General features: G+C 71.2%; 19 protein-coding genes and 1 pseudogene. 16 read left to right on the top strand and 4 right to left on the bottom strand.

Annotated features, from left to right (window positions below; genetic code table 11):
• Window position 1: 1 nt before the first annotated feature.
• From pgsB to ACIA77_RS45190, 3 genes are read left to right on the top strand one after another with little or no spacing between them, the layout of a single operon-like run.
• Complete coding sequence (gene pgsB, locus ACIA77_RS45200) at window positions 2–1,180, top strand: poly-gamma-glutamate synthase PgsB (RefSeq protein WP_395892353.1); 1,179 nt, start codon at window positions 2–4, stop codon at window positions 1,178–1,180.
• Window positions 1,180–1,662: a poly-gamma-glutamate biosynthesis protein PgsC/CapC gene (locus ACIA77_RS45195; protein ID WP_395892352.1), complete on the top strand. Its 483-nt coding sequence runs from the start codon at window positions 1,180–1,182 to the stop codon at window positions 1,660–1,662. The genes pgsB and ACIA77_RS45195 overlap by 1 nt, the downstream gene beginning before the upstream one ends.
• 7 nt (window positions 1,663–1,669) lie before the next feature.
• Complete coding sequence (locus tag ACIA77_RS45190; protein WP_395892351.1) at window positions 1,670–2,677, top strand: NlpC/P60 family protein; 1,008 nt, start codon at window positions 1,670–1,672, stop codon at window positions 2,675–2,677.
• 146 nt (window positions 2,678–2,823) lie between these two features.
• Here the strand turns inward: ACIA77_RS45190 and ACIA77_RS45185 are convergent, their stop codons facing one another.
• The 4 genes from ACIA77_RS45185 to ACIA77_RS45170 form a co-directional block, all read right to left on the bottom strand.
• Window positions 2,824–3,444 carry an alpha/beta hydrolase gene (locus ACIA77_RS45185; protein ID WP_395892350.1) on the bottom strand — a complete coding sequence of 207 codons (621 nt, stop codon included), beginning with the start codon at window positions 3,442–3,444 and terminating at the stop codon, window positions 2,824–2,826.
• A 35-nt stretch (window positions 3,445–3,479) separates the two neighbouring features.
• Window positions 3,480–4,397 carry an LLM class F420-dependent oxidoreductase gene (locus ACIA77_RS45180; RefSeq protein ID WP_395892349.1) on the bottom strand — a complete coding sequence of 306 codons (918 nt, stop codon included), beginning with the start codon at window positions 4,395–4,397 and terminating at the stop codon, window positions 3,480–3,482.
• A 143-nt stretch (window positions 4,398–4,540) separates the two neighbouring features.
• Window positions 4,541–4,786, bottom strand: a complete 246-nt coding sequence (locus ACIA77_RS45175) for a hypothetical protein (RefSeq protein ID WP_395892348.1) — start codon at window positions 4,784–4,786, stop codon at window positions 4,541–4,543.
• A 132-nt stretch (window positions 4,787–4,918) separates the two neighbouring features.
• On the bottom strand, window positions 4,919–5,047 hold the full coding sequence (locus ACIA77_RS45170; RefSeq protein ID WP_395892347.1) for a hypothetical protein: 129 nt from the start codon (window positions 5,045–5,047) through the stop codon (window positions 4,919–4,921).
• A gap of 141 nt (window positions 5,048–5,188) precedes the next feature.
• On the opposite strand from ACIA77_RS45170, the gene ACIA77_RS45165 reads away from it, so the two are divergent.
• The 13 genes and pseudogenes from ACIA77_RS45165 (at window position 5,189) to ACIA77_RS45105 (ending at window position 18,328) form a co-directional block, all read left to right on the top strand.
• Entirely contained in the window at window positions 5,189–5,350 is a 162-nt protein-coding gene (locus ACIA77_RS45165) for a hypothetical protein (protein ID WP_395892346.1), read from the top strand.
• A gap of 47 nt (window positions 5,351–5,397) precedes the next feature.
• Entirely contained in the window at window positions 5,398–6,306 is a 909-nt protein-coding gene (locus ACIA77_RS45160) for an alpha/beta hydrolase (RefSeq protein WP_395892345.1), read from the top strand.
• A gap of 649 nt (window positions 6,307–6,955) precedes the next feature.
• Window positions 6,956–7,963: a LacI family DNA-binding transcriptional regulator gene (locus ACIA77_RS45155; protein WP_395892344.1), complete on the top strand. Its 1,008-nt coding sequence runs from the start codon at window positions 6,956–6,958 to the stop codon at window positions 7,961–7,963.
• 78 nt (window positions 7,964–8,041) lie between these two features.
• The gene (locus tag ACIA77_RS45150; protein WP_395892343.1) at window positions 8,042–9,400 is read left to right on the top strand and encodes an ADP-ribosylglycohydrolase family protein; all 1,359 of its coding nucleotides are present in this window, start codon (window positions 8,042–8,044) and stop codon (window positions 9,398–9,400) included.
• A gap of 56 nt (window positions 9,401–9,456) precedes the next feature.
• Window positions 9,457–10,815 carry an ABC transporter substrate-binding protein gene (locus tag ACIA77_RS45145; protein ID WP_395892342.1) on the top strand — a complete coding sequence of 453 codons (1,359 nt, stop codon included), beginning with the start codon at window positions 9,457–9,459 and terminating at the stop codon, window positions 10,813–10,815.
• On the top strand, window positions 10,812–11,738 hold the full coding sequence (locus ACIA77_RS45140) for a carbohydrate ABC transporter permease (protein ID WP_395892341.1): 927 nt from the start codon (window positions 10,812–10,814) through the stop codon (window positions 11,736–11,738). Before ACIA77_RS45145 ends, ACIA77_RS45140 begins: the two co-directional genes overlap by 4 nt.
• Complete coding sequence (locus ACIA77_RS45135) at window positions 11,735–12,637, top strand: carbohydrate ABC transporter permease (protein WP_395892340.1); 903 nt, start codon at window positions 11,735–11,737, stop codon at window positions 12,635–12,637. Before ACIA77_RS45140 ends, ACIA77_RS45135 begins: the two co-directional genes overlap by 4 nt.
• A pseudogene (locus ACIA77_RS45130) lies at window positions 12,634–13,479 on the top strand (PfkB family carbohydrate kinase); the annotation flags it as partial. The gene ACIA77_RS45135 and the pseudogene ACIA77_RS45130, both read left to right, overlap by 4 nt.
• A gap of 81 nt (window positions 13,480–13,560) precedes the next feature.
• Window positions 13,561–14,244 (top strand): response regulator transcription factor, encoded by a 684-nt coding sequence (locus tag ACIA77_RS45125; RefSeq protein ID WP_395892367.1) that lies wholly within the window; start codon window positions 13,561–13,563, stop codon window positions 14,242–14,244.
• Window positions 14,241–15,629 (top strand): ATP-binding protein, encoded by a 1,389-nt coding sequence (locus ACIA77_RS45120; RefSeq protein WP_395892339.1) that lies wholly within the window; start codon window positions 14,241–14,243, stop codon window positions 15,627–15,629. The genes ACIA77_RS45125 and ACIA77_RS45120 overlap by 4 nt, the downstream gene beginning before the upstream one ends.
• Window positions 15,630–15,678: 49 nt before the next feature.
• On the top strand, window positions 15,679–17,076 hold the full coding sequence (locus ACIA77_RS45115; protein WP_395892338.1) for a ferric reductase-like transmembrane domain-containing protein: 1,398 nt from the start codon (window positions 15,679–15,681) through the stop codon (window positions 17,074–17,076).
• Between the two features lie 10 nt (window positions 17,077–17,086).
• On the top strand, window positions 17,087–17,551 hold the full coding sequence (locus ACIA77_RS45110) for an FMN-binding protein (RefSeq protein WP_395892337.1): 465 nt from the start codon (window positions 17,087–17,089) through the stop codon (window positions 17,549–17,551).
• A gap of 240 nt (window positions 17,552–17,791) precedes the next feature.
• Complete coding sequence (locus ACIA77_RS45105; protein WP_395892336.1) at window positions 17,792–18,328, top strand: hypothetical protein; 537 nt, start codon at window positions 17,792–17,794, stop codon at window positions 18,326–18,328.
• The last annotated feature ends 177 nt before the right edge of the window (window positions 18,329–18,505 follow it).

Here is an 18,505-nt window from a genome sequence, read left to right as displayed (position 1 = left end):
CGTGCTGTTCCTGTACCTCGTGCTGCTGCTCGCGTCGTCGGCCATGCTGATCGCGGGAATCTCCGAACAGCGGCAGCACTACAAGCACCTGCACAGCATCCCGACGCGGGTGCTCGTCAACGGCATCCGCGGGAAGTCGTCGATCACCCGGCTGTGCGCGGGCGCCCTGCGGGGCGGCGGGCTCGTCACCACGGCGAAGACCACCGGCACCGCGGCCCGGTTCATCCACCCGGACGGCAGCGAGGAACCGGTCTACCGCAAGTTCGGCATCGCCAACGTCGTCGAGCAGATCGGCATCGTGCGCCGGGCCGCGGCGTACCGGCCGGACGCGCTCGTCATCGAATGCATGGCCGTGATGCCGGACCTGCAGGAGATCAACCAGAGCAAGCTGATCCGCTCGAACATCGGCGTGCTGTGCAACGTCCGCGAAGACCACCTCGCGGAGATGGGCCCGACGCTCGACGACGTCGCCCGCTCGCTGAGCCGTTCGATGCCGGTCGGCGGGATCTGCCTGACCGCGGAGCGGGACCGGCTCCACATCCTCGAAGAGGAGGCTGCGAAGCGGAACTGCGAACTCATCGCCGTCGACCCGGAGTCGGTCACCGACGAGGAGATGCGCGGCTTCAGCTGGATCACCTTCAAGGAGAACGTCGCGATCGCGCTCGCCGTGGCCGACCTGCTGAAGGTCAACCGCGCCTCCGCCCTCGAGGGCATGTGGGCGGCGCCGCCGGATCCGGGTGTGCTGCAGGTGCACCAGTACCGGGCGGGACGGCGGCTGCTGCGCTTCGCCAACGTGTTCGCCGCGAACGACCCGGAATCCACGCTGATGAACATCGACCAGCTGCGCCGCCAGGGCGCGATCGCGGACCCGTTGCACGTGATCATCAACTGCCGGCCGGACCGCGTCGAGCGCAACGGGCAGATGGGCGCGCTCGTGCCCCGCATCGGTCCGCGGCGCGTCGTGCTCATCGGTGAACCCACGCGCAGCGCCCGCGCCGCGATCCCCGCCGAGTGGCACCACCGCGTCGTCGACCTTGGCGGTGCCCGCCCGCCGCGGGACCTGCTGCGCGGCATCGTCAGGGGCCTCGAACCGGAGGCGTCGCTGGTCGCCATCGGCAACATCCACGGCCAGGGGGAATTGCTCCTGGAGGAACTCGCGAAACTGGAACCCGCCGCCTGATGCTGACCACCTCCCTCGCCCCCGAGGTCGCCACCGTGGGGCTCGCCATCGGCCTGCTGTTCTCGCTGGTCTGCTACCTCACCACGAACCTCTCCCCCGGCGGCATGATCACGCCCGGCTGGATCGCGCTCACGATGGTGGAGGACTACCGGCGCGCGGCGATCATCGTGCTCATGACCGCGCTGACCTACGGCGGCACCAAGCTCTTGCAGCGCATGGTGATCCTCTACGGGAAGCGGCTGTTCGCGGCGGTGGTCCTGCTCGGCGTCGTGTTGCAGACGACGTTGCTCATCGTGCTGCAGGCCGATTTCCCGCTGCTGTTCGTCCACCAGACGCTCGGCTTCGTCGTGCCCGGGCTGGTGGCCTACCAGCTCGTGCGGCAGAAGCCGGTGGCGACGATCGTCGCCACCGGCGGGGTGAGCCTCGCCAGCTACGCGATCCTGATCAGCGGGGTGCTGGTCGGCCTGGTTCCCACGGTGTGAGGTGCTGATGCGCAAGGCGATGCGAATCGGGGTGCTGGCCGCGGTCATCGCGGTGTCCGGCACGGCCGCGGTCTCCGTGGCGACCCGGGACGACAACGAGATCGTGGCGGTGTCGGCGTCGTCGGTCTCGGCCGGTGCCGCGCTGACCGGCGGCTACACCTACGAGCGCCTGGACAACCCACCCCGGACGATCGTCCGGGACTCGGCGGGGGTCCAGCTCGCTTCCTTCACCGACGGGTCGCGCACGGTGATGCTCACCGGGCCGAGCCGGACGTTCACCGAGCCGCGCTTCACGAAGGTGTCGGTGACCTCCACCGCCTGGATCCGCCTGGCGCCGCAGCAGTGGCGGGCGGGCGCGGAAAAGGAGAAGTGGTTCACCGACTGGCTGCCCAAGACCGTCGGCGACACCTCTCCGGACGTCCTCGCCATCGCGCTGCAGTACACCGACGGCGCCGCCGACCAGCGGTCGAAGAACCTGCGGGTGGGCGGCGACGCCAGCTTCGGCCCCGACAGCGCCGAAGGCCGCCTGGAGAAGTCCGATTTCTACGACTACCTCGGCGTCGACTGGGACTTTCCCGGTGGCGTGCACGAGAACGCGGAGCCGATGCGCGCGCGGTCGCTCGACTGCTCCGGGTTCGTGCGCATGGTCTACGGCTACCGCTCCGGCTATCCGCTGCTCGGCACGAACACCAAGGGCCCGGGCCTGCCCCGGCGGGCGTGGGCGCTGTCCGAACTCGGCCCGGGCACCGAAGTGATCCACGACGAGAAGATGCAGGCCACCAACTTCAGCGAACTGCAGCCCGGCGACATCCTGTTCTTCAACCTGGAACCGCAGCTCGGATCGCAGGTGTCCCACACGGGCATCTACCTGGGCATCGACAGTGACGGCCACCGCCGCGTCCTGTCCAGCCGCAAGGTCGCGAACGGCCCCACCTTCGGCGACGCGGGCGGCGTGTCCCTGATCGACGGTTCGGGCACCTACGCCAAGGCGTTCCGCGCCGCCAAACGGCTCTGATCCCTTTCGGACGGGATACCCGGCGATCACGCTGCTGGTCACCGAACTCGCCGCCGAGGACCTGGCCTGCAGAGCACCTGGTCCGTGCGGTGGACGCCGGGCCCACCCCCGGCCCCTGCGCAGGAAGGGACGGCGTCCGCAGCCGTTCACCGAGTGAGCGGTCGAAGCCGTTCGCCGGCGATCTCCCCGTCCTCGGCGGTGATCGAATGTCCCACCGGTAGCAGGTGATGGGTCACCTTCGCGCCCGCACGCCGCAGCCGTCCGGCCAGTCTCAGACCGTCGCGGGATGATCTGCGGATGTCGTTGGCACCGTCGATCATGAGGATCGGTGTGCCGTCCAAGCCGCGAAGCGGACCGTGGGTGAACGGCGAGAGCGATCTGAACAGGATCGCGCCCGCCAGCAGGCCAGGATGTGTCAGCACCAAGGCCGCGGCCATGATCGCACCGTTGGAGAAGCCGACGAACACCGGCCGCCTGGTGAAGTGGTAGCGGTCGCAGGTGGTTTTGATGAACTCCGCCAGTACCGGTGCCCTCGCCGCAAGGTCCGCTTCGTTCACCCGGCGATCCAGAAAACGATGGAAAAAGGCATACCCACCCTCGGTCGCCACTGTCCCGCGCACACCCAGCTTCGGTGCCCCTGGCTCCACTGCGTCAGCCAGACCCATCAGATCGGATTCGGTGCCGTCCGAGCCGTGCAGCAGGACGAGCGGGACTCCGGTGGCATCCGTGCCGGCGACGAAGCTGTGTGCGTGCGTCGGTTTTGGCATGGCGAGAAGACCTCGGGCGGTGAGACACGAAGTGCTCATGAGACTGCGGCCCGGGCGTGGATTTCCACGGCTGTTGCGAGCATCTGCCGCGTGCTGGTGAACCAGTCCTGCAGGTTCAGGTCGACGATGAGCTCGTCCGCGCCGGCCTCGGCGGCGGTGTGGATGTCGTCCACGATCTGGGCCAGGGTGCCGACGAACGCGGAGCGGTCGGGGCCGGCGGGGCGGTCGGTGAAGGTGACGTTGCCGACCACGATCATTTCCATGCGGCTCGGGTCGCGGCCGTGTTCGGTGGCCAGGTCGCGGATCCGGTCCCAGCTCGCGCGCAGTTCCTTCGCCCCGGCCGGGCCGGGTGTGGCCAGCAGCGGCAGCCAGCCGTCCGCCCGCTGGGCGATGCGCCGCACGGCCGCGGTGGCGCGGCCGAGATCGGTGCCACCGCCGCCCAGCACGACGGGGATTTTCCCGACCGGCTTGGGCAAAACCGCGGCCTGGTCGATGACGACCCGAGGGCCCCGGAAGGACACCGGGTCCGGACCCCACACGGCGTCGAAGACGTCCATCGTCTCGTCGAGGAAACGGCCGCGGTCCGCGCGGGTGACGCCCGTGGCCTGGAATTCGTCGGAAGACCAGCCGGTGCCCAAACCCGCGATCACGCGGCCGCCGCTGAGCTGGTCGATGGTCGCGATCTCCTTCGCCAGCTGCAGCGGGCCGTGGAGCGGTGCGACCAGAACGGAAGTACCGAGGCGCACCTTCTCGGTCACCACCGCGGCGGCCGTGAGGACGGCCAGCGGATCGGCGGCCTGGCGTGAAGCCTCCGGCCACGGCACGCCCGGCAGCGCGACATACGGTTCGACGGGCGTCTCCGGGAAGAGCAGCCGTTCGTAGGTCCACAGGCTGGCGTAGCCGGCCGCTTCCGCCGTTCTGGCCGCTTCGACCACGTCGTGCTGCAGGTCCACGCTCAAGCGCTGGGGCAGACGAAGTCCGAGTTTCACTTGAAGCCTCCGGTGATGGTCGTTGCCCGCTACGGGAACCGGGCCGAGCCGCTCAGCGATTCTCAAACCTTCACATCGATGTGAGGGTCAACGTAAGCTGGAGCACATCACGGCGCAGCGATCGCTGCACGATCACGTTTCGCGAAAAGCCGGTCGATGCTGAACGCGAAGGTGCGGACGGGCGAGAGTGCCAGCAGCAGGGCGGCGGCCGCGGCGGCGAAAACCGAGGCGCTCAGCGGTGCTTCCCAGCTCAGGAACATCGCCATCGACAGCGCGAACACCAGCAGCAGCGCCGCGGCGGCCCAGGCGGACCAGCGGAGGAGGACGCCGGCCAGCAAGGTCAGGCCCAGCACCGATTCCGCGGCGGTCGCGGCCCACGCAGCGGTGGTGAGGAGCCCGCCGGACAGGTAGGGCGCCAGGTTGTGCGTGTAGGCGGTGTACGCGGCGAAGTCGCCCCAGGCGACGGACGTGGTGTGCGCCGGACCTCACCAGCCGAAGCGATCGGCGACGGCCGAAAGGAACCCGGCGGCCAGCGCGAGGCGGGTGAGCACCGTCGCGATCGACCACACGCGCTCCTGCTTGCTGGCGAACACCGCACCGGCCTGCGAAACCATCGAATCTCCCTTGTGGACGGTCGGTGAACAACTTCGAATCCAGGGCACGGTGACGAGGGCAAGATCCTCTTCGAGCTGGAAGGTGAGGAGCCCCGGGAAATCGTTGCGGGCGAGGCGTTCTGGGAGCCCGGCGGCGACGTCGTGCACTACCAGGTCGTGAACCTGGACCCGGACGCCTGGACCCGGTTCGTCGCGGTGTGCGTCTGCGCTCCCGGCGTCGAGATGATCACCATGCTCGAACCGGAGGAGATCGTGGCTCGCGATCACCTGCGCCACCCCAGCGCGCGCCGGCACCAGGACTGACCACCGTCGCACCGAGACGCCGGGCGATCGAATCGAAACGAGGATTCATGTCAGTACTGTCGCGACGGCTGGTGGCCGACGTCGTCGCCCGCAGGTTCGCCGCCAAGATCAACGCAGCGATCCACCCCGCGAGCGAACCCCGGTTCCCCGAAATCACCGTCAGCACCACCGACCTCAGCGTCGACACGCGCCACGGCGCGGTCGACGCGACGATCTACCTCCCGCCGGCACCGGCCGGCGCCCCCGGGGTCTACGTGAATGCCCACGGCGGCGGTTTCGTCGTGGGACGCCGGGAACAGGACGACGCCTGGTGCCGCTTCCTCGCCGCGCACGCCAACGTCGTCGTGCTCAACACCGACTACGCGCTGGCCCCGCACAAACGGTTTCCCACGCCCGTCGAACAGTTCTACGACGTCGTTCGGTGGGCAGCCGAACCGGAGCGCGACTGGGACGGCACGCGGTTGTGCGTCGGCGGCCAGAGCGCGGGAGGCAACCTGTCGGCAGCCGTGTCGCGGATGGCGCTGGAAGACACCGGACCCACCATCTCGTTGCAGGTCCTGCACTACCCACCGCTCGACATCGCGACACCACCGTCGCGGAAGCCGTCACCGCTCGGCTCGAAGGCCGTCCTGCAGCCTTGGCTGTGCGAGGTGTTCGACACCGCCTACGTTCCCGATCGCGCGCAACGCCGCCACCGGTTCGTCTCGCCCGCGTGGGGAGACAACGCCGACGGCCTCGCCGGGATCGCACCGGCGCTGGTCGTCACCGCGGAGTTCGACCGGCTGCGCGCTGAGGCGAAGCGGTACGCGGACAAGCTCGAGGCGGCCGGGGCGCTCGCCGAATACCTCGAGGTGCCCGACGTCGACCATGGTTACGACATCATGACCGGCGAAACCGAGGTGATCCGCCGGATGTACGAGGCGATCGCCGCGCACGTCACCCGTGCGATCGGTTGAAACTCCCCGGCGGGGGGGGGGGGGGGGGGGGGGGGGGGGGGGCGGGGGGGGGCCCCCCCCCCCCCCCCCCCCCCCCCCCCCCCCCGTCCGGGGGTCCCCCGTCCCGGGGGGTCACCATTGCATCCTCACCTCAGGTGACGAACGATGATCTTGAGGGAGAGGAGTCGCCATGCACACCCGCAACCGGCACCACCGCCGTCCGCTCACCGCCGCCGCCGAAATCATCGCCGCCGTCATCGCTGTCTGCGCTGCCGCGTGGGTCGCGCTCTGGCTCGCGATGACCCTCTGACCCACCGCGGAAAGCCGGGCCGCGGCGGCGCGACGATCATGCCGGGCCGCGGCGACGCCGGCTCACCACGCGGTCCGGCGTCCACGATTCCGTCCTTTTCGGACAGTCTCGCCACCCGGCGGGGTCCCGCCCACCGCGTCCCGAAGGGTCCTTTGAGGACGCTTCCGCCGCGTTCGACGACACCGGCAGCCCGCGTGGCACGCCCGGCGCCCCTGACCACCGACGCGGCCGCCGCCCCGGCCCGGTGCGTTGCCGGAGCTCGCCGGAGAAGACCGTTGACAGCTGCACCACTCCTGCGATTACGATGTCCGCCACCCGGTGCGCAAAACGTTTTGCACACCGAACCCCGAGGAGGTGGCGATGGCGAGCAGGACCCGCTCGAGCATCCAGAGTGTCGCGGCCGCGGCCGGGGTCAGCCCCACCACCGTTTCACACGCGCTGAGCGGCAAGCGCGCCGTGTCGGAGGAGACGCGCAAGCGGATCCTCGAGGCCATCGAGGACCAGAACTACCGACCCAACATGGTGGCGAAGAGCCTCCGCAGCCGGCGCACGCAGTCGGTCGCCCTGCTGCTGGTCGACATCGCGAACCCCTACTACCCGGCGCTCGCGCGGGCGATCCACGACGGGCTCGAGGCCGAGGGCTACGTGTCCTTCATCGGCAACACCGACGGCGACGCGGAGACCGAACGCAAGCTCCTGGAGGAGATGGTGGCGCGCGGGGTGGACGGCATCGTCATGCAACCCGTCGCGTTGTCGGCCGCCGAGGTCCGGGAGATCGTCGGCCCGGCCACTCCCCTGGTGATCACGACGACCGAGGACGGTGACATCCCGGCCGACACCGTGCTCACCGACGACGTGCGCGGGCTCACCGAAGCCGTTCGCCACCTGCGCGACAAGGACGTGCACGAACTCGCGTTCATCGGCGGGCTCGAGGGTGCCTCGGCGGGCCCGTTGCGAGTGGACACCTTCCGCGCCGCGGCGTCCGCTGCCGGGGCGGACGTGCGCGACGACTGGGTCGAGCACGCGCCGTTCACCCGCGACGGCGGCACCGAGGCGGCGGCGCGGCTGCTGGCCCGCCCCGACCGGCCCCGGGCGATCCTGTGCGCCAACGACCTGATCGCGATCGGCGCGATCGAAGCCGCGCGGCGAGCGGGCCTGCGCGTCCCCGACGACGTCGCGATCGTCGGGTTCGACGACATCGACACGGCTAGTCTCGTGACGCCGGCGCTCACCACCGTCGTCAACCCGGCGTCGGCCGTGGGCGAGGCGTGCGCCGCGACCATCCTGTGGCGCGTGGAAAGCGGGCCCGACGCGCCGTACCGGCGGACGACTCTCCCAACCCGCCTCGTCACCCGCCAGTCGACCTGACCGGCCCGGCCGCCCGGAGACAGCAGCACCAGCAGACGCAAATCGATTTGCACCGCGACGGAAAGGGACCGAACACCCATGACCGCAACGCCGACCAGCCCCGCCGTCGAACTCGACGAGGCATACCGGCACACCACCTTCGACGCACTCGTCCCGAAAGACCTCCTCGCCGACGAGGTGGCCCAGCGCCGTGAGAGCGGGTACGACGTGGACGACGTCGTACGCGCCGCGAACGCCACCGATCCGGAGGACCGCGCGGCGGTGCTCGCCCTCGTCGACGGCATGGCCGGCGGTACGCGCGCGCCGGGCTGGGCGTACGAGGAACCCGAGTCCCTGGACGACATCCGGGCGGCGGCGGCACCCGCACAAGGCCAAGTCACGGATCCCGAGAGCTACGCCGACCGCGTGCACGCCGCGTGGCTGGGCCGCATCGCCGGGTGCAACCTCGGCAAGCCGGTCGAGTCGGGCGACCACTGGACGGTCGCCCGCATCAAGGACTACCTGGTGCTGGCGGATGCGTACCCGCTCACCGACTACTTCCCGGTGCTCGACCCCATGCCCGAGGGTTTCGAGTTCCGCGAGAACTGGCCCGAGACCACCCGCGGCCGCGTGAACGGATCCGCGCGCGACGACGACATCGACTACGCGATCCTCGCGCTGCACCTGCTCGAGACCCACGGCCGCGCCCTGCGACCGCAGGACGTCGGCTCGGCCTGGACGTCGCTGTTCCCCGTCGAGCAGGTCTACACGGCGGAGCGGGCCGCCTACGTCAACCTCGTCAACGGCGTCCGGGTGCCGGAGACCGCCCGGTTCCGCAACCCGTACCGCGAGTGGATCGGCGCGCAGATCCGCGGCGACGTCTTCGGTTACGTCAACCCCGGCGATCCGTGGGCCGCCGCGGCGCTCGCCTACCAGGACGCCGCGCTGTCGCACACCGGCAACGGCGTGTACGGCGAGCTGTGGGCCGCGGCGCTCGTGGCCGGCGCCTTCACCGCTGCGGACGCCGCGGAAGCGATCGACACGTCGCTCACCGTCGTCCCGAAGGGCTCGCGGCTGCACGAAGCGATCACCCACGTCCAGCAGCTCCGCACCGACGGGCTGTCCTGGGAGGCCGCGGTGGCCGAGATCCACTCCGCGTACGGCCACTACGCGTGGATCCACACCGTGAACAACGCCGCCGCCGTCACCGCCGCACTGCTGTGGTCCGACGGCGACTACTCGAACGCCGTCGGGAAGGTCGTCATGAGCGGGTGGGACACCGACTCCAACGGCGCGACCGTCGGCTCGGTGGCCGGCATCCTCACCGGGACCGCCGGACTGCCGGCCCACCTGATCGACCCGCTGCACGACCGGACGCGCTCCGCGCTGTTCGGGTTCGACAACTCCGTGATCTCGGATCTCGCCGCTCGCACGGTGCGGTTCCCCCGAAGCCGCTAGGTGGACACGGGACCCACCGGGTCCCGCCCCCGCCGCCTTTGTCAATGGAGATGAGGATGGCCGAATTCACCCGTCGCCGGTTCTTCGGGGCCGGTGGTGCGCTGGGCCTGACCGCACTGCTGAGCGCGTGCGGTCAGGCAGGTTCCGGCGACTCCGACGTCATCACGATCTGGAACAACCTCGACAACGCCGACCAGAACGACTACTTCCGCCGGCACTTCGCCGAGGCGTACCACGGCAAGTACCCCGTGCGGTTCACACCCAAGTCCGGCGGGACGATCGACCGCCTGATCCAGACCGCGCTGGCGGCCGGGTCGGGGCCGTCGATCATCGTGACCCCCGGCCCGTCCAGCTTCGTGTCCGCGTACTGGTCCGCCGGCTACCTCGCCGACCTCGGGCAGTTCGAGAGCCACTACGGCTGGGGCGAGAAGTTCGCGCCGTGGGCGCTCGCCGCGTCGAGGATCGACGGCAAGCTCGTCACACTGCCCACCTCGTACGAAACCATGGCCTTCTACACCAATCCCGGCACCCTCCACGAACTCGGCTTGAGCGTGCCGGCCACGCGGGAGGAGTTCGAGGACTTCTGCGCGGAGGCCAAGGGGAAGGGCCGCGTCCCGATCGCGGCGGGCAACGCCGACTACAAGGGCGCGAACGAGTGGTTCGTCGGGGTCGCGCTCAACCACGGGGCCGGTCCCGACGCCGTGTACTCGGCCCTGATCGGCGAGACGAAGTGGACCGATCCGGTGTTCGTCGAAGCGATCGACCGGCTGGCGTCCTACTTCGCGAAGGGCTGGTTCGGCGGTGACGTGGGGCTGTACTTCACCACCAGCTTCCCGACGATCTACGAGCAGCTGGCCTCGGGCAAGGCCGCCGCGATGCTCTCGGGCACCTGGGAGTTCGCCAACCTGACGCCGTACTTCGGGAAAGCCGCGGGCAACGACGCCACCTGGCAGTGGACGACCGTGCCCTCGCTGGGCGACGCGGTGCCGCCGGTCGTCTGGGATCTGGCGGTGGGCCAGGCCGCCGGGATCAACACGAACTTCCGCGACACCGCCGCCGCGGCGGGCTACCTCGATTTCCTGACCACGGACGTCACGACGATCATCTCCGCCGTCGAGCAGATGAGCTTCGAGCCGCCGCCCATCCACCTCGGGACCGCCGATTTCTCCGCACGGGCCGACCGGCGGATCGTGCGGCTGTACTCGGAGCTGTCGGCGGCGACCTCGGTCGGGTACACGACGTGGACGTTCTTCCCGCAGCAGACCGAAACCTACCTGATCGACTACTTCGAGAACGTCATCACCGGACGGCTGTCGGCCGCCGAGTACTGCCAGGGCATCGCGTCCCGGTTCGAGACGGAGAAGGCCGAGGGCCGGGTCCCCACCGCCCCGAAGCCGGGAGGGCAGATCCGATGACCGCGTCCCCCGTCCTGAGCCGTGAACCGGCCCGCCGCGCCGCACCCGCGCGGCGCGGCGGCGTCCGGAGCAAGCTGCGCGACCGCAGGGTCTCGGGCTGGCTGTTCCTCGTGCCGCTGATCGTCTTCAACCTGGTCGTCGTGCTCGTCCCCAGCGCCTTCTCCGTCTGGTACTCCTTCACCGACTGGACGGGCATCAGCAGCAAGGCCACGTTCGTCGGCTTCGCCAACTACGCGGACCTGGTCCGGGACCCGGAGTTCGTGCAGGGCCTCGTCCACAACCTCCTCTGGACGGCCTTCTTCCTCGTCGTCCCGATGGCCATGGGACTGTTCGGCGCCTTCGCGCTTTCGCGGATCGTCCGGTTCCGCCTGCTGTTCCGGACGCTGTACTTCATCCCCTACATCGTGGCCAGCGTCGTGAACTCCTCGATCTGGCGGAGCATCCTCGACCCGCAGAACGGCCTCGGCAACCTGCTGCACCTCAACCCCCTGGGCGATCCCGACCTGGCACTGTGGACGGTCGAGTTCGTCAACAACTGGGCCTGGTGGGGATTCCTGGTCGTCGTCTTCTTCGCCGCGATGCAAGGGGTCGACCGGAGCCTCTACGAAGCGGCGCGAGTGGACGGCGCCGGCGCCGGGCGGCAGTTCCTCTCGGTGACGCTGCCCGCGATCGGCCCGACCTTCGCCTTCCTCGGGCTCATGACGATCATCTGGTCGTTCCTGGCGTTCGACTACGTCTTCATCCTCACGCAGGGCGGCCCGGCCGGGTCGACCGACCTGCTGTCCACGGTGTCCTACCGGGACGCGTTCACCAACCTCCAGGGCGGCTACGCCTCGGCCGTGGGCGTCGTCATGGCCCTCATCAGCGGCGTCGTCGTCACGATCTACCTGGTCATCCGCAAGGTGAGGAAGTGGGACACATGAGCGTCACCGCACCGTCCCCCGCGGTTTCCCGGAAGCCCCCGGCCGCGCCGGCCCGGTGGCTCGGGCACCGCGGCCGGTTCGTCCTCGGGCGCACGACCGTCTACGTGATCCTGACCGCACTCGCGATCTTCTCCCTCGGGCCGATCGTGCTGTTCTTCTTCAACGCGCTGAAGACCGACAGCCAGTACGCGGCCGGCGCGCTCGGGCTGCCCACAACCTGGGAGTGGCGCAACTTCGCCGACGCCTGGACGCAGGCGAACATGGGCGCGGGCCTGGAGAACTCGGCGGTCGTCGTGCTGGGCACGATCGTCCTCACCTGCGTCGTCGCCGCGTTCGCCGCTTACGCACTGGCCCGGCTGAAGGTGCGCGGCGCGTCCGCGTTCATGACCTACCTGCTCGTGGCGAGCGCCCTGCCCTCGCAGATGTTCCTGGTCCCGCTGTTCTACCTGTGGGCCAAGGCCGGGCTCTACGACACGCGGCTGGGCCTGATCCTCATCTACTGCGGCCTGTTCTCGCCGTTCGGGACCCTGCTGCTGCGATCCTTCATGCTCGGGCTGCCGCGTGAACTGGAGGAGGCCGCTCGCGTGGACGGAGCGGGCGAGCTGCGCGTGTTCGCCCGGATCGTGCTCCCGAACATGCTGCCGGGCCTGCTCACCGTCGCGCTCACGACGGGGTTGTCGGCCTACAACGAGTTCCTGTTCGCGGTCACGATGATCCAGTCCGACAGCAGGATGCCGCTGTCCACCACGTTCTTCACCTTCCAGCAGGGGTTCACCCAGAACTTCACGCTGATCAGCGCGGCGGGGTTCATCATGATCGCGCCCATGCTGATCCTGTTCCTCCTGCTGCAGCGGCGGTTCATCAGCGGACTGGCGAACTCCGGGATGGGGGGCAGGTGACCGGCGTCCGGCGCGGGGTGGTGGTCGTCGGCTCGGCCAACCTCGATCTGGTCGCCCGGGTCGGCGCCCTCCCCTCGCCCGGCGAGACGGTGCTCGCGGACGGATACACCGAAGCACCCGGCGGCAAGGGTCTCAACCAGGCGATCGCGGCCGCGCGGTTCGGGCCGGCGGCGCTGGTCGCCGCGCTCGGGCCCGACACCGCGGGCGAGACCTTGCGCCTGGCGGCCGAAAGCCGCGGTGTCGACGTCGGGTTGCTGGCCACTGTGGACGCACCGTCGGGCCGGGCGCTCATCTCGGTCGACGCGGCGGCCGAGAACACGATCGTCGTCGTCCCCGGGGCGAACCGGCGGCTGAGGCCGGACCACGTCACCGGCGCGCTCACCCGGGCGCGGGCGGGAACCGTGCTCGCCCAGGCGGAGGTGCCCGCCCCGGCGGTGGCGGCGGCGGCGCGGTGGTGCGCGGAGAACGACGTCCGTTTCGCCTGGAACTGCTCGCCGGCCGGCAACGCCGACCTCGGCCTGCTGCCGTCCGCCGACCCGCTCATCGCCAACCGCGGCGAGGCGCTGGCCGTCCTGGCGGAGCTCGGCGTGCGGGTGACCGATCCCGCCGAAGCACTCGGCGCGCTGGCGAGGCGGTGCCGGTCGGTCGTGATCACACTCGGGGCGGACGGTGCACTGGCGGCCTCCGGCGGCTCGACGCTGCGGGCCGCACGGCGTTCCCCCGGTACCGTCGCCGACACGACGGGCGCGGGCGACGAGTTCGCCGGCGCGCTCGTGGCGACGCTGAATCTCGGCACCCCGTTCGGCGAGGCCCTGGAGCAAGCCTCGGCGGCCGCCGCCTGGCTGATCGGCCGGCCCCGGCGCGACCGCCGACCCGGTGCCCGGGCTCGGCGCCCGGCCCGGGTCACGGGGCATGATGGCGGCATGCAGCCCCGTGTCCTGCTCGCCGACGACGACCGCGCGATCCGTGAATCGCTGCTGCGCGCGCTGGAACTGGAGGGCTACGAGGTCACGGAGGTGACCGACGGGGTCGCCGCGCTGGCCGTGGCGCGGCGGGACCGCTTCGACGTGCTGATCCTCGACGTGATGATGCCCGGCGTCGACGGGCTCGGCGTGTGCCGCGTGCTGCGCGCCGACGGCGATCCGACACCGATCCTCATGCTCACCGCGCGCGTCGAACCGCCCGACCGGGTCGCGGGGCTCGACGCGGGTGCCGACGACTACCTGGTCAAGCCGTTCGACCTCGATGAACTGCTCGCGCGGCTGCGCGCCCTGCTGCGGCGGACGTCGCCCGACGCCGCGGCGCCGAGGGTGCTGCGGCTCGGCGGGCTGACCGTGGACCCGGCGGCGCGGCGGGTGCGGTGCAACGACAAGGAGCTCGACCTGTCGAAGACCGAATTCGACCTCCTGGAGCTGCTGGTGCGCAACGCCGGGATCGTGCTCGACCGCACCACGATCTACCGGCGGATCTGGGGGTACGAGTTCGGTTCGGACTCCAAGAACCTGGCCGTCTACATCGGATACCTGCGCCGGAAACTGGAGAAGGCCGGAGCGGCGGACGTCATCCGGACCGTGCGCGGCGTCGGCTATTCGGTGCGGGCCTCGTGAACCTGCGCAGCAAGCTCGCCATCGCGTTCGCCGGAGTCGGGGCGGCCGCGAGCGTGCTCGTCGGCGTGTTCAGCTACCAGACGGCGTCGCAGCGGATCAGCGACGAGCTCGACCGCTCGCTGCTCACGGCGTCGGCCGAGGTCCAGGCCGGCGCCGCCCAGGTGCTCGCGCCCAGCCCGTTCGCCCGCGGCCCGCACGACAACGACCACGACGAGGCCCAGCCCATGGTCGCGCAGGCCATCGCCCCGGACGGCACCGTGCGGCGGATCGGGGGACGACCCGGGGTCTCGTTCACCGTCGACGACACCGACCGCGCGCTGGCGGCGAACGGCCGCCCGGGCGAGCACGCCTACCGCGACCTGACCGTCGGCCCGGACGACTACCGCGTGATCACCGTCGCGCTCGGCCGGGACCGCGGTGCGAGCCAGCTCGGCATCGACGTCGACGAGTCGCGCCACGTGCTCACCTCCCTCGCCACGCGGATCACGCTGGTCAGCGCGGCGGTCCTCGTCGCCGCCGCGCTGGCCGGCTGGCTGCTGGCGCGCCAGATCACGCGCCGGCTGGTGCGGCTCACGGCCGTGACCGAGCAGGTGAGCGACGGGGGCCTCGTGCAGGCGGGCGTGCCCACCGGCGGACGCGACGAGGTCGGCCGCCTGGCCACGTCCTTCGACCGCATGCTCGGCCGGCTCGCCGACGCCCGCGCCGACCAGGAGCGGCTCGTGCAGGACGCCGCGCACGAACTGCGCACGCCGTTGACGAGCCTGCGCACCAACGCCCAGGTGATGCGCCGGTTCGACGAGCTCGCGCCGGACGCGCGGGCCCGGCTGCTCGACGACGTCGACGGCGAGACCCGGGAGCTGACCCACCTGATCACCGAGATCGTCGAACTCGCGACGCGGCGTTACGACAGCGAGGAAACCGGACCCGTCGAACTGGCCGAGGTCGCCGGGCGCGCCGCCGAACGGGTGCGGCGCCGGTCCGGCCGGACCGTGGTGGTGGACGCCGACGACACCCTCGCGACCGGACAGGCGCGACGGCTCGAACGCGCCGTCGCGAACCTCCTGGAGAACGCCGTCAAGTTCGACGCCGGCGGTACCGAACCGATCGAGCTCACCGTCCGAAGCGGACAGATCGAGGTCCTCGACCGCGGCCCCGGGATCCCCGAAGCCGACCTGCCGCACGTCTTCGACCGCTTCCACCGCGCCGACGCGGCCCGCGCGCTGCCGGGTTCCGGGCTCGGCCTGGCGATCGTGCGCGAGACCGCCCTGGCGCACGACGGCGCCGTGTTCGCCCGCCCGCGCCCGGGTGGTGGAGCCGTGGTGGGGTTCACGGTCGGCGGTGATCGGCTCTTACCGTTTTCTCACCCGGATCACGCCGGGGACTAACCGGGCTCCGGAAAGGTGGTGACACCACGTCACGACCAGGAGAGCCCGCATGTTCACCGCCCCCCTCACGCTCCGGCCCGGCGAGGCCCCGCCCTCGCGCCGGGTCCACCCGGTCCGCCGGTGGTGGCGCGACGCGGCCGGGCTGGTCGCGTGCGCGACGCTCCTGTTCGTCACCGCGCTGTGGGTGGCGGACCAAGGTGTGCAGCAGCTGGGTTTCCTCGCGTCCGGACTGACGTCCGCGGGCCGGCTGACCGGACTGCTGTCCGCGGCCTTGCTGCTGCTGCAGGTCCTGCTGATGGCCCGGATCCCGTGGGTCGAGCGCAGCTACGGCCAGGACACGCTGGCGCGGCGGCACCGGCTCACCGGGTTCACGTCGTTCGTCTTGCTGTGCCTGCACATTGTCCTGATCTCCCTCGGTTACGCCGCGACCGACCACACCGGACTGCTCGCGGAGGTCTGGAACCTGGTCACCACGTATCCGGGCATGCTCCTGGCGACCGCGGGCACGCTCGCGCTGGTGCTGGTCGTCGTCACATCGGTGCGGGCCGCCCGGCGCCGGTTGCGGTACGAGTCGTGGCACCTGCTGCACCTCTACGCCTACCTCGGCGCCGGCCTCGCGCTGCCGCACCAGCTGTGGACCGGGACGGATTTCACGGCCTCGCCCGCGGCGACCGTGTTCTGGTGGAGTGCCTACGCGGCCGCGGCCGGCGCGCTGCTGGTGTTCCGCGTGGGGCTGCCGCTGACGCTGAGCCTGCGGCACCGGCTCGTGGTCGACCGGGTGGTGCGCGAGGGCGCCGGCGTCGTCTCGCTGTACCTGCGCGGGCGCCGGCTCGACCGGTTGCCGGCGGTGGCCGGGCAGTTCTTCGTGTGGCGGTTCCGCCACGGCACCGGCTGGACGCGGGGCAAGCCGTTCTCGCTGTCCGCCGCCCCGGACGGGCGGCGCCTGCGGATCACCGCGCGGGACCTCGGCCCAGGCAGCGCGCGGCTCGCGACCCTTCCCGTCGGGACGCGGGTGTGGTTCGAAGGCCCGTACGGCGCGCTCACCGGCTCTGTCCGAACCGGACGGAAGGTCGCGATGTTCGCGTCGGGCATCGGGATCACGCCGTTGCGCGCACTGCTGGAAGAACTGCCGTACGGGCCGGGCGAAGCCGTGCTGTTCTACCGGTTCTCGGCCGACGCGCTGTTCCACCACGAGCTCGAACACCTCGCGCGGACCCGCGGCGTGCGGATCCACTACCTGCCGGGGCATCGTGCGCCGGGGTCCTGGCTGCCTTCGCTCTACGCCTCGGCGCCGGACCACACCGTCTTGCGGTACTTCGTGCCCGACATCGCCGAGCACGACGTCTACGTCTGCGGTCCCGGTGAGTGGGCCGCGGCGGTGACGGAGTGCGCGTGGCAGTGCCGGGTCCCGCGCGAACGGATCCACTTCGAACGGTTCGGCTGGTAAGGAGCTCGTCGTGCGGAGAATCGCCATCGCCTTCGCGGCCACCGTTTCGGTCCTCGTGCTGCTGTTCAGCTACCACACGAGCACGAACCAGGACCCCGTTGCCGCGAACGCCCGGCTCCCCGGGGTCGTGCGGCCGCCTTCGGGCACCTCGGCCCCGGCCACGCCGCCGGCTTCGGCAACTCCTGGTTCCGCGGCCGGTGGTGGGACGTTCAGCGGTCAGGCCGCAGACACCCCGTACGGCCCGGTCCAAGTCGAGATCACCGTGTCCGGCGGGCGGATCACGGACGCCCGCGTGCTCCAGGTACCCCAGGAGTCCGGCCGCGACGTGCGCATCAACTCCGAGGCCGTGCCCGTGCTCAACCAGGAGACGCTGCAGGCGCAGAACGCGCAGATCGACACCGTCAGCGGCGCGACCTACACCTCGGAGGGCTACCTCCAGTCACTGCAGTCCGCGCTCGACGCCGCCCACCGATGACCGAACCGGAAGGGTGCGCGTGGCCGCGGCCGCTGACCGGGAATCGCACCCGGGACGGGACCGTCGGGTACTCGGCGCGGGCGCCGGCCCGTCTCCGGCTGCCGGTTGCTTCGGACGTTTTGCCCCAGCCCGACCCTCGGGCCCTGCCTTCGCCCGCTGCTCCATTCGCCGTCGTCCGCCGCCCCGGACCCCCATGCCGTCGTTCACCAGCCCGTGAAACCCTTGCCCCCGAAGGAACCGATGACCACGCTCAACGGCCTGCCCGCCCACATCCTGCTGGTGCACGCCATCGTCGTCCTGCTGCCGCTCTCGGCGTTGCTCCTCGTCCTCACCGCCCTCTGGCCCGCCGCGCGGCGCAAGCTGGCGGGCCCGAACGCCGTGCTGTCGGTGCTGGTCCTGATCCTCGTCCCGATCACCACCGACGCCGGCGAATGGCTCGAACGCCGGGTGCCCGCCACGCCCCTCGTGCGCGCCCACACCGAACTCGGCGACACGGCGATCTACTCGGCGATCGGCGTGGCCGCGCTCGCCCTCGTGATCTGGTGGCGCCACCGCGAAACCCTCCCCGCCACCGACACCCCTCGCCGCCTGCCCCTCCCCCGCCGCACCTTCCTCGCACCTCGCTCGACGCCCGTCACGGCCGTCCTCGCGGCCGCGGCCATCCTCATCGCCGGCGGGGCCGCTTACGACATCTACCGCATCGGCGACTCGGGCGCGCAGGCCAGCTGGCAGGGCCAGTTCTCCGCGACCCCGGCCCCCCGCTCACCCCGGCGGTGACCGGCGCGGGCCTGATCAGGCGGTTTTCTTCGCGTCCGCCGCGACCCGGCTTGCCGGCGGCGCTGAGCTCAGCGCCGCCGCGAAGCCCGGTGGGCGGCCCCCGGGCGGCCGTGGGCGGTGTTGACCCACGGGCGGTCGGGGGCGCGCCCCCGCGGGGGGGGGGGCCCGGGGTGGGAG

Origin of the sequence: Amycolatopsis sp. NPDC051903, from assembly GCF_044452505.1 — a bacterium.
Taxonomy (GTDB): Bacteria; Actinomycetota; Actinomycetes; order Mycobacteriales; family Pseudonocardiaceae; genus Amycolatopsis.
The sequence above is the reverse complement of the archived record's forward strand: the minus strand, read 5'-3'. Positions and strand labels throughout refer to the sequence as shown.

Bases quoted from the DNA above. Each gene is read 5' to 3' on its own strand.
- ACIA77_RS45195 (WP_395892352.1), top strand. From the start codon at position 1,180: ATGCTGACCACCTCCCTCGCCCCCGAGGTCGCCACCGTGGGGCTCGCC.
- ACIA77_RS45190 (WP_395892351.1), top strand. From the start codon at position 1,670: ATGCGCAAGGCGATGCGAATCGGGGTGCTGGCCGCGGTCATCGCGGTG.
- ACIA77_RS45185 (WP_395892350.1), bottom strand. From the start codon at position 3,444: ATGCCAAAACCGACGCACGCACACAGCTTCGTCGCCGGCACGGATGCC.
- ACIA77_RS45170 (WP_395892347.1), bottom strand. From the start codon at position 5,047: ATGGTTTCGCAGGCCGGTGCGGTGTTCGCCAGCAAGCAGGAGCGCGTG.
- ACIA77_RS45160 (WP_395892345.1), top strand. From the start codon at position 5,398: ATGTCAGTACTGTCGCGACGGCTGGTGGCCGACGTCGTCGCCCGCAGG.
- ACIA77_RS45155 (WP_395892344.1), top strand. From the start codon at position 6,956: ATGGCGAGCAGGACCCGCTCGAGCATCCAGAGTGTCGCGGCCGCGGCC.
- ACIA77_RS45150 (WP_395892343.1), top strand. From the start codon at position 8,042: ATGACCGCAACGCCGACCAGCCCCGCCGTCGAACTCGACGAGGCATAC.
- ACIA77_RS45145 (WP_395892342.1), top strand. From the start codon at position 9,457: ATGGCCGAATTCACCCGTCGCCGGTTCTTCGGGGCCGGTGGTGCGCTG.
- ACIA77_RS45140 (WP_395892341.1), top strand. From the start codon at position 10,812: ATGACCGCGTCCCCCGTCCTGAGCCGTGAACCGGCCCGCCGCGCCGCA.
- ACIA77_RS45135 (WP_395892340.1), top strand. From the start codon at position 11,735: ATGAGCGTCACCGCACCGTCCCCCGCGGTTTCCCGGAAGCCCCCGGCC.
- ACIA77_RS45125 (WP_395892367.1), top strand. From the start codon at position 13,561: ATGCAGCCCCGTGTCCTGCTCGCCGACGACGACCGCGCGATCCGTGAA.
- ACIA77_RS45115 (WP_395892338.1), top strand. From the start codon at position 15,679: ATGTTCACCGCCCCCCTCACGCTCCGGCCCGGCGAGGCCCCGCCCTCG.
- ACIA77_RS45105 (WP_395892336.1), top strand. From the start codon at position 17,792: ATGACCACGCTCAACGGCCTGCCCGCCCACATCCTGCTGGTGCACGCC.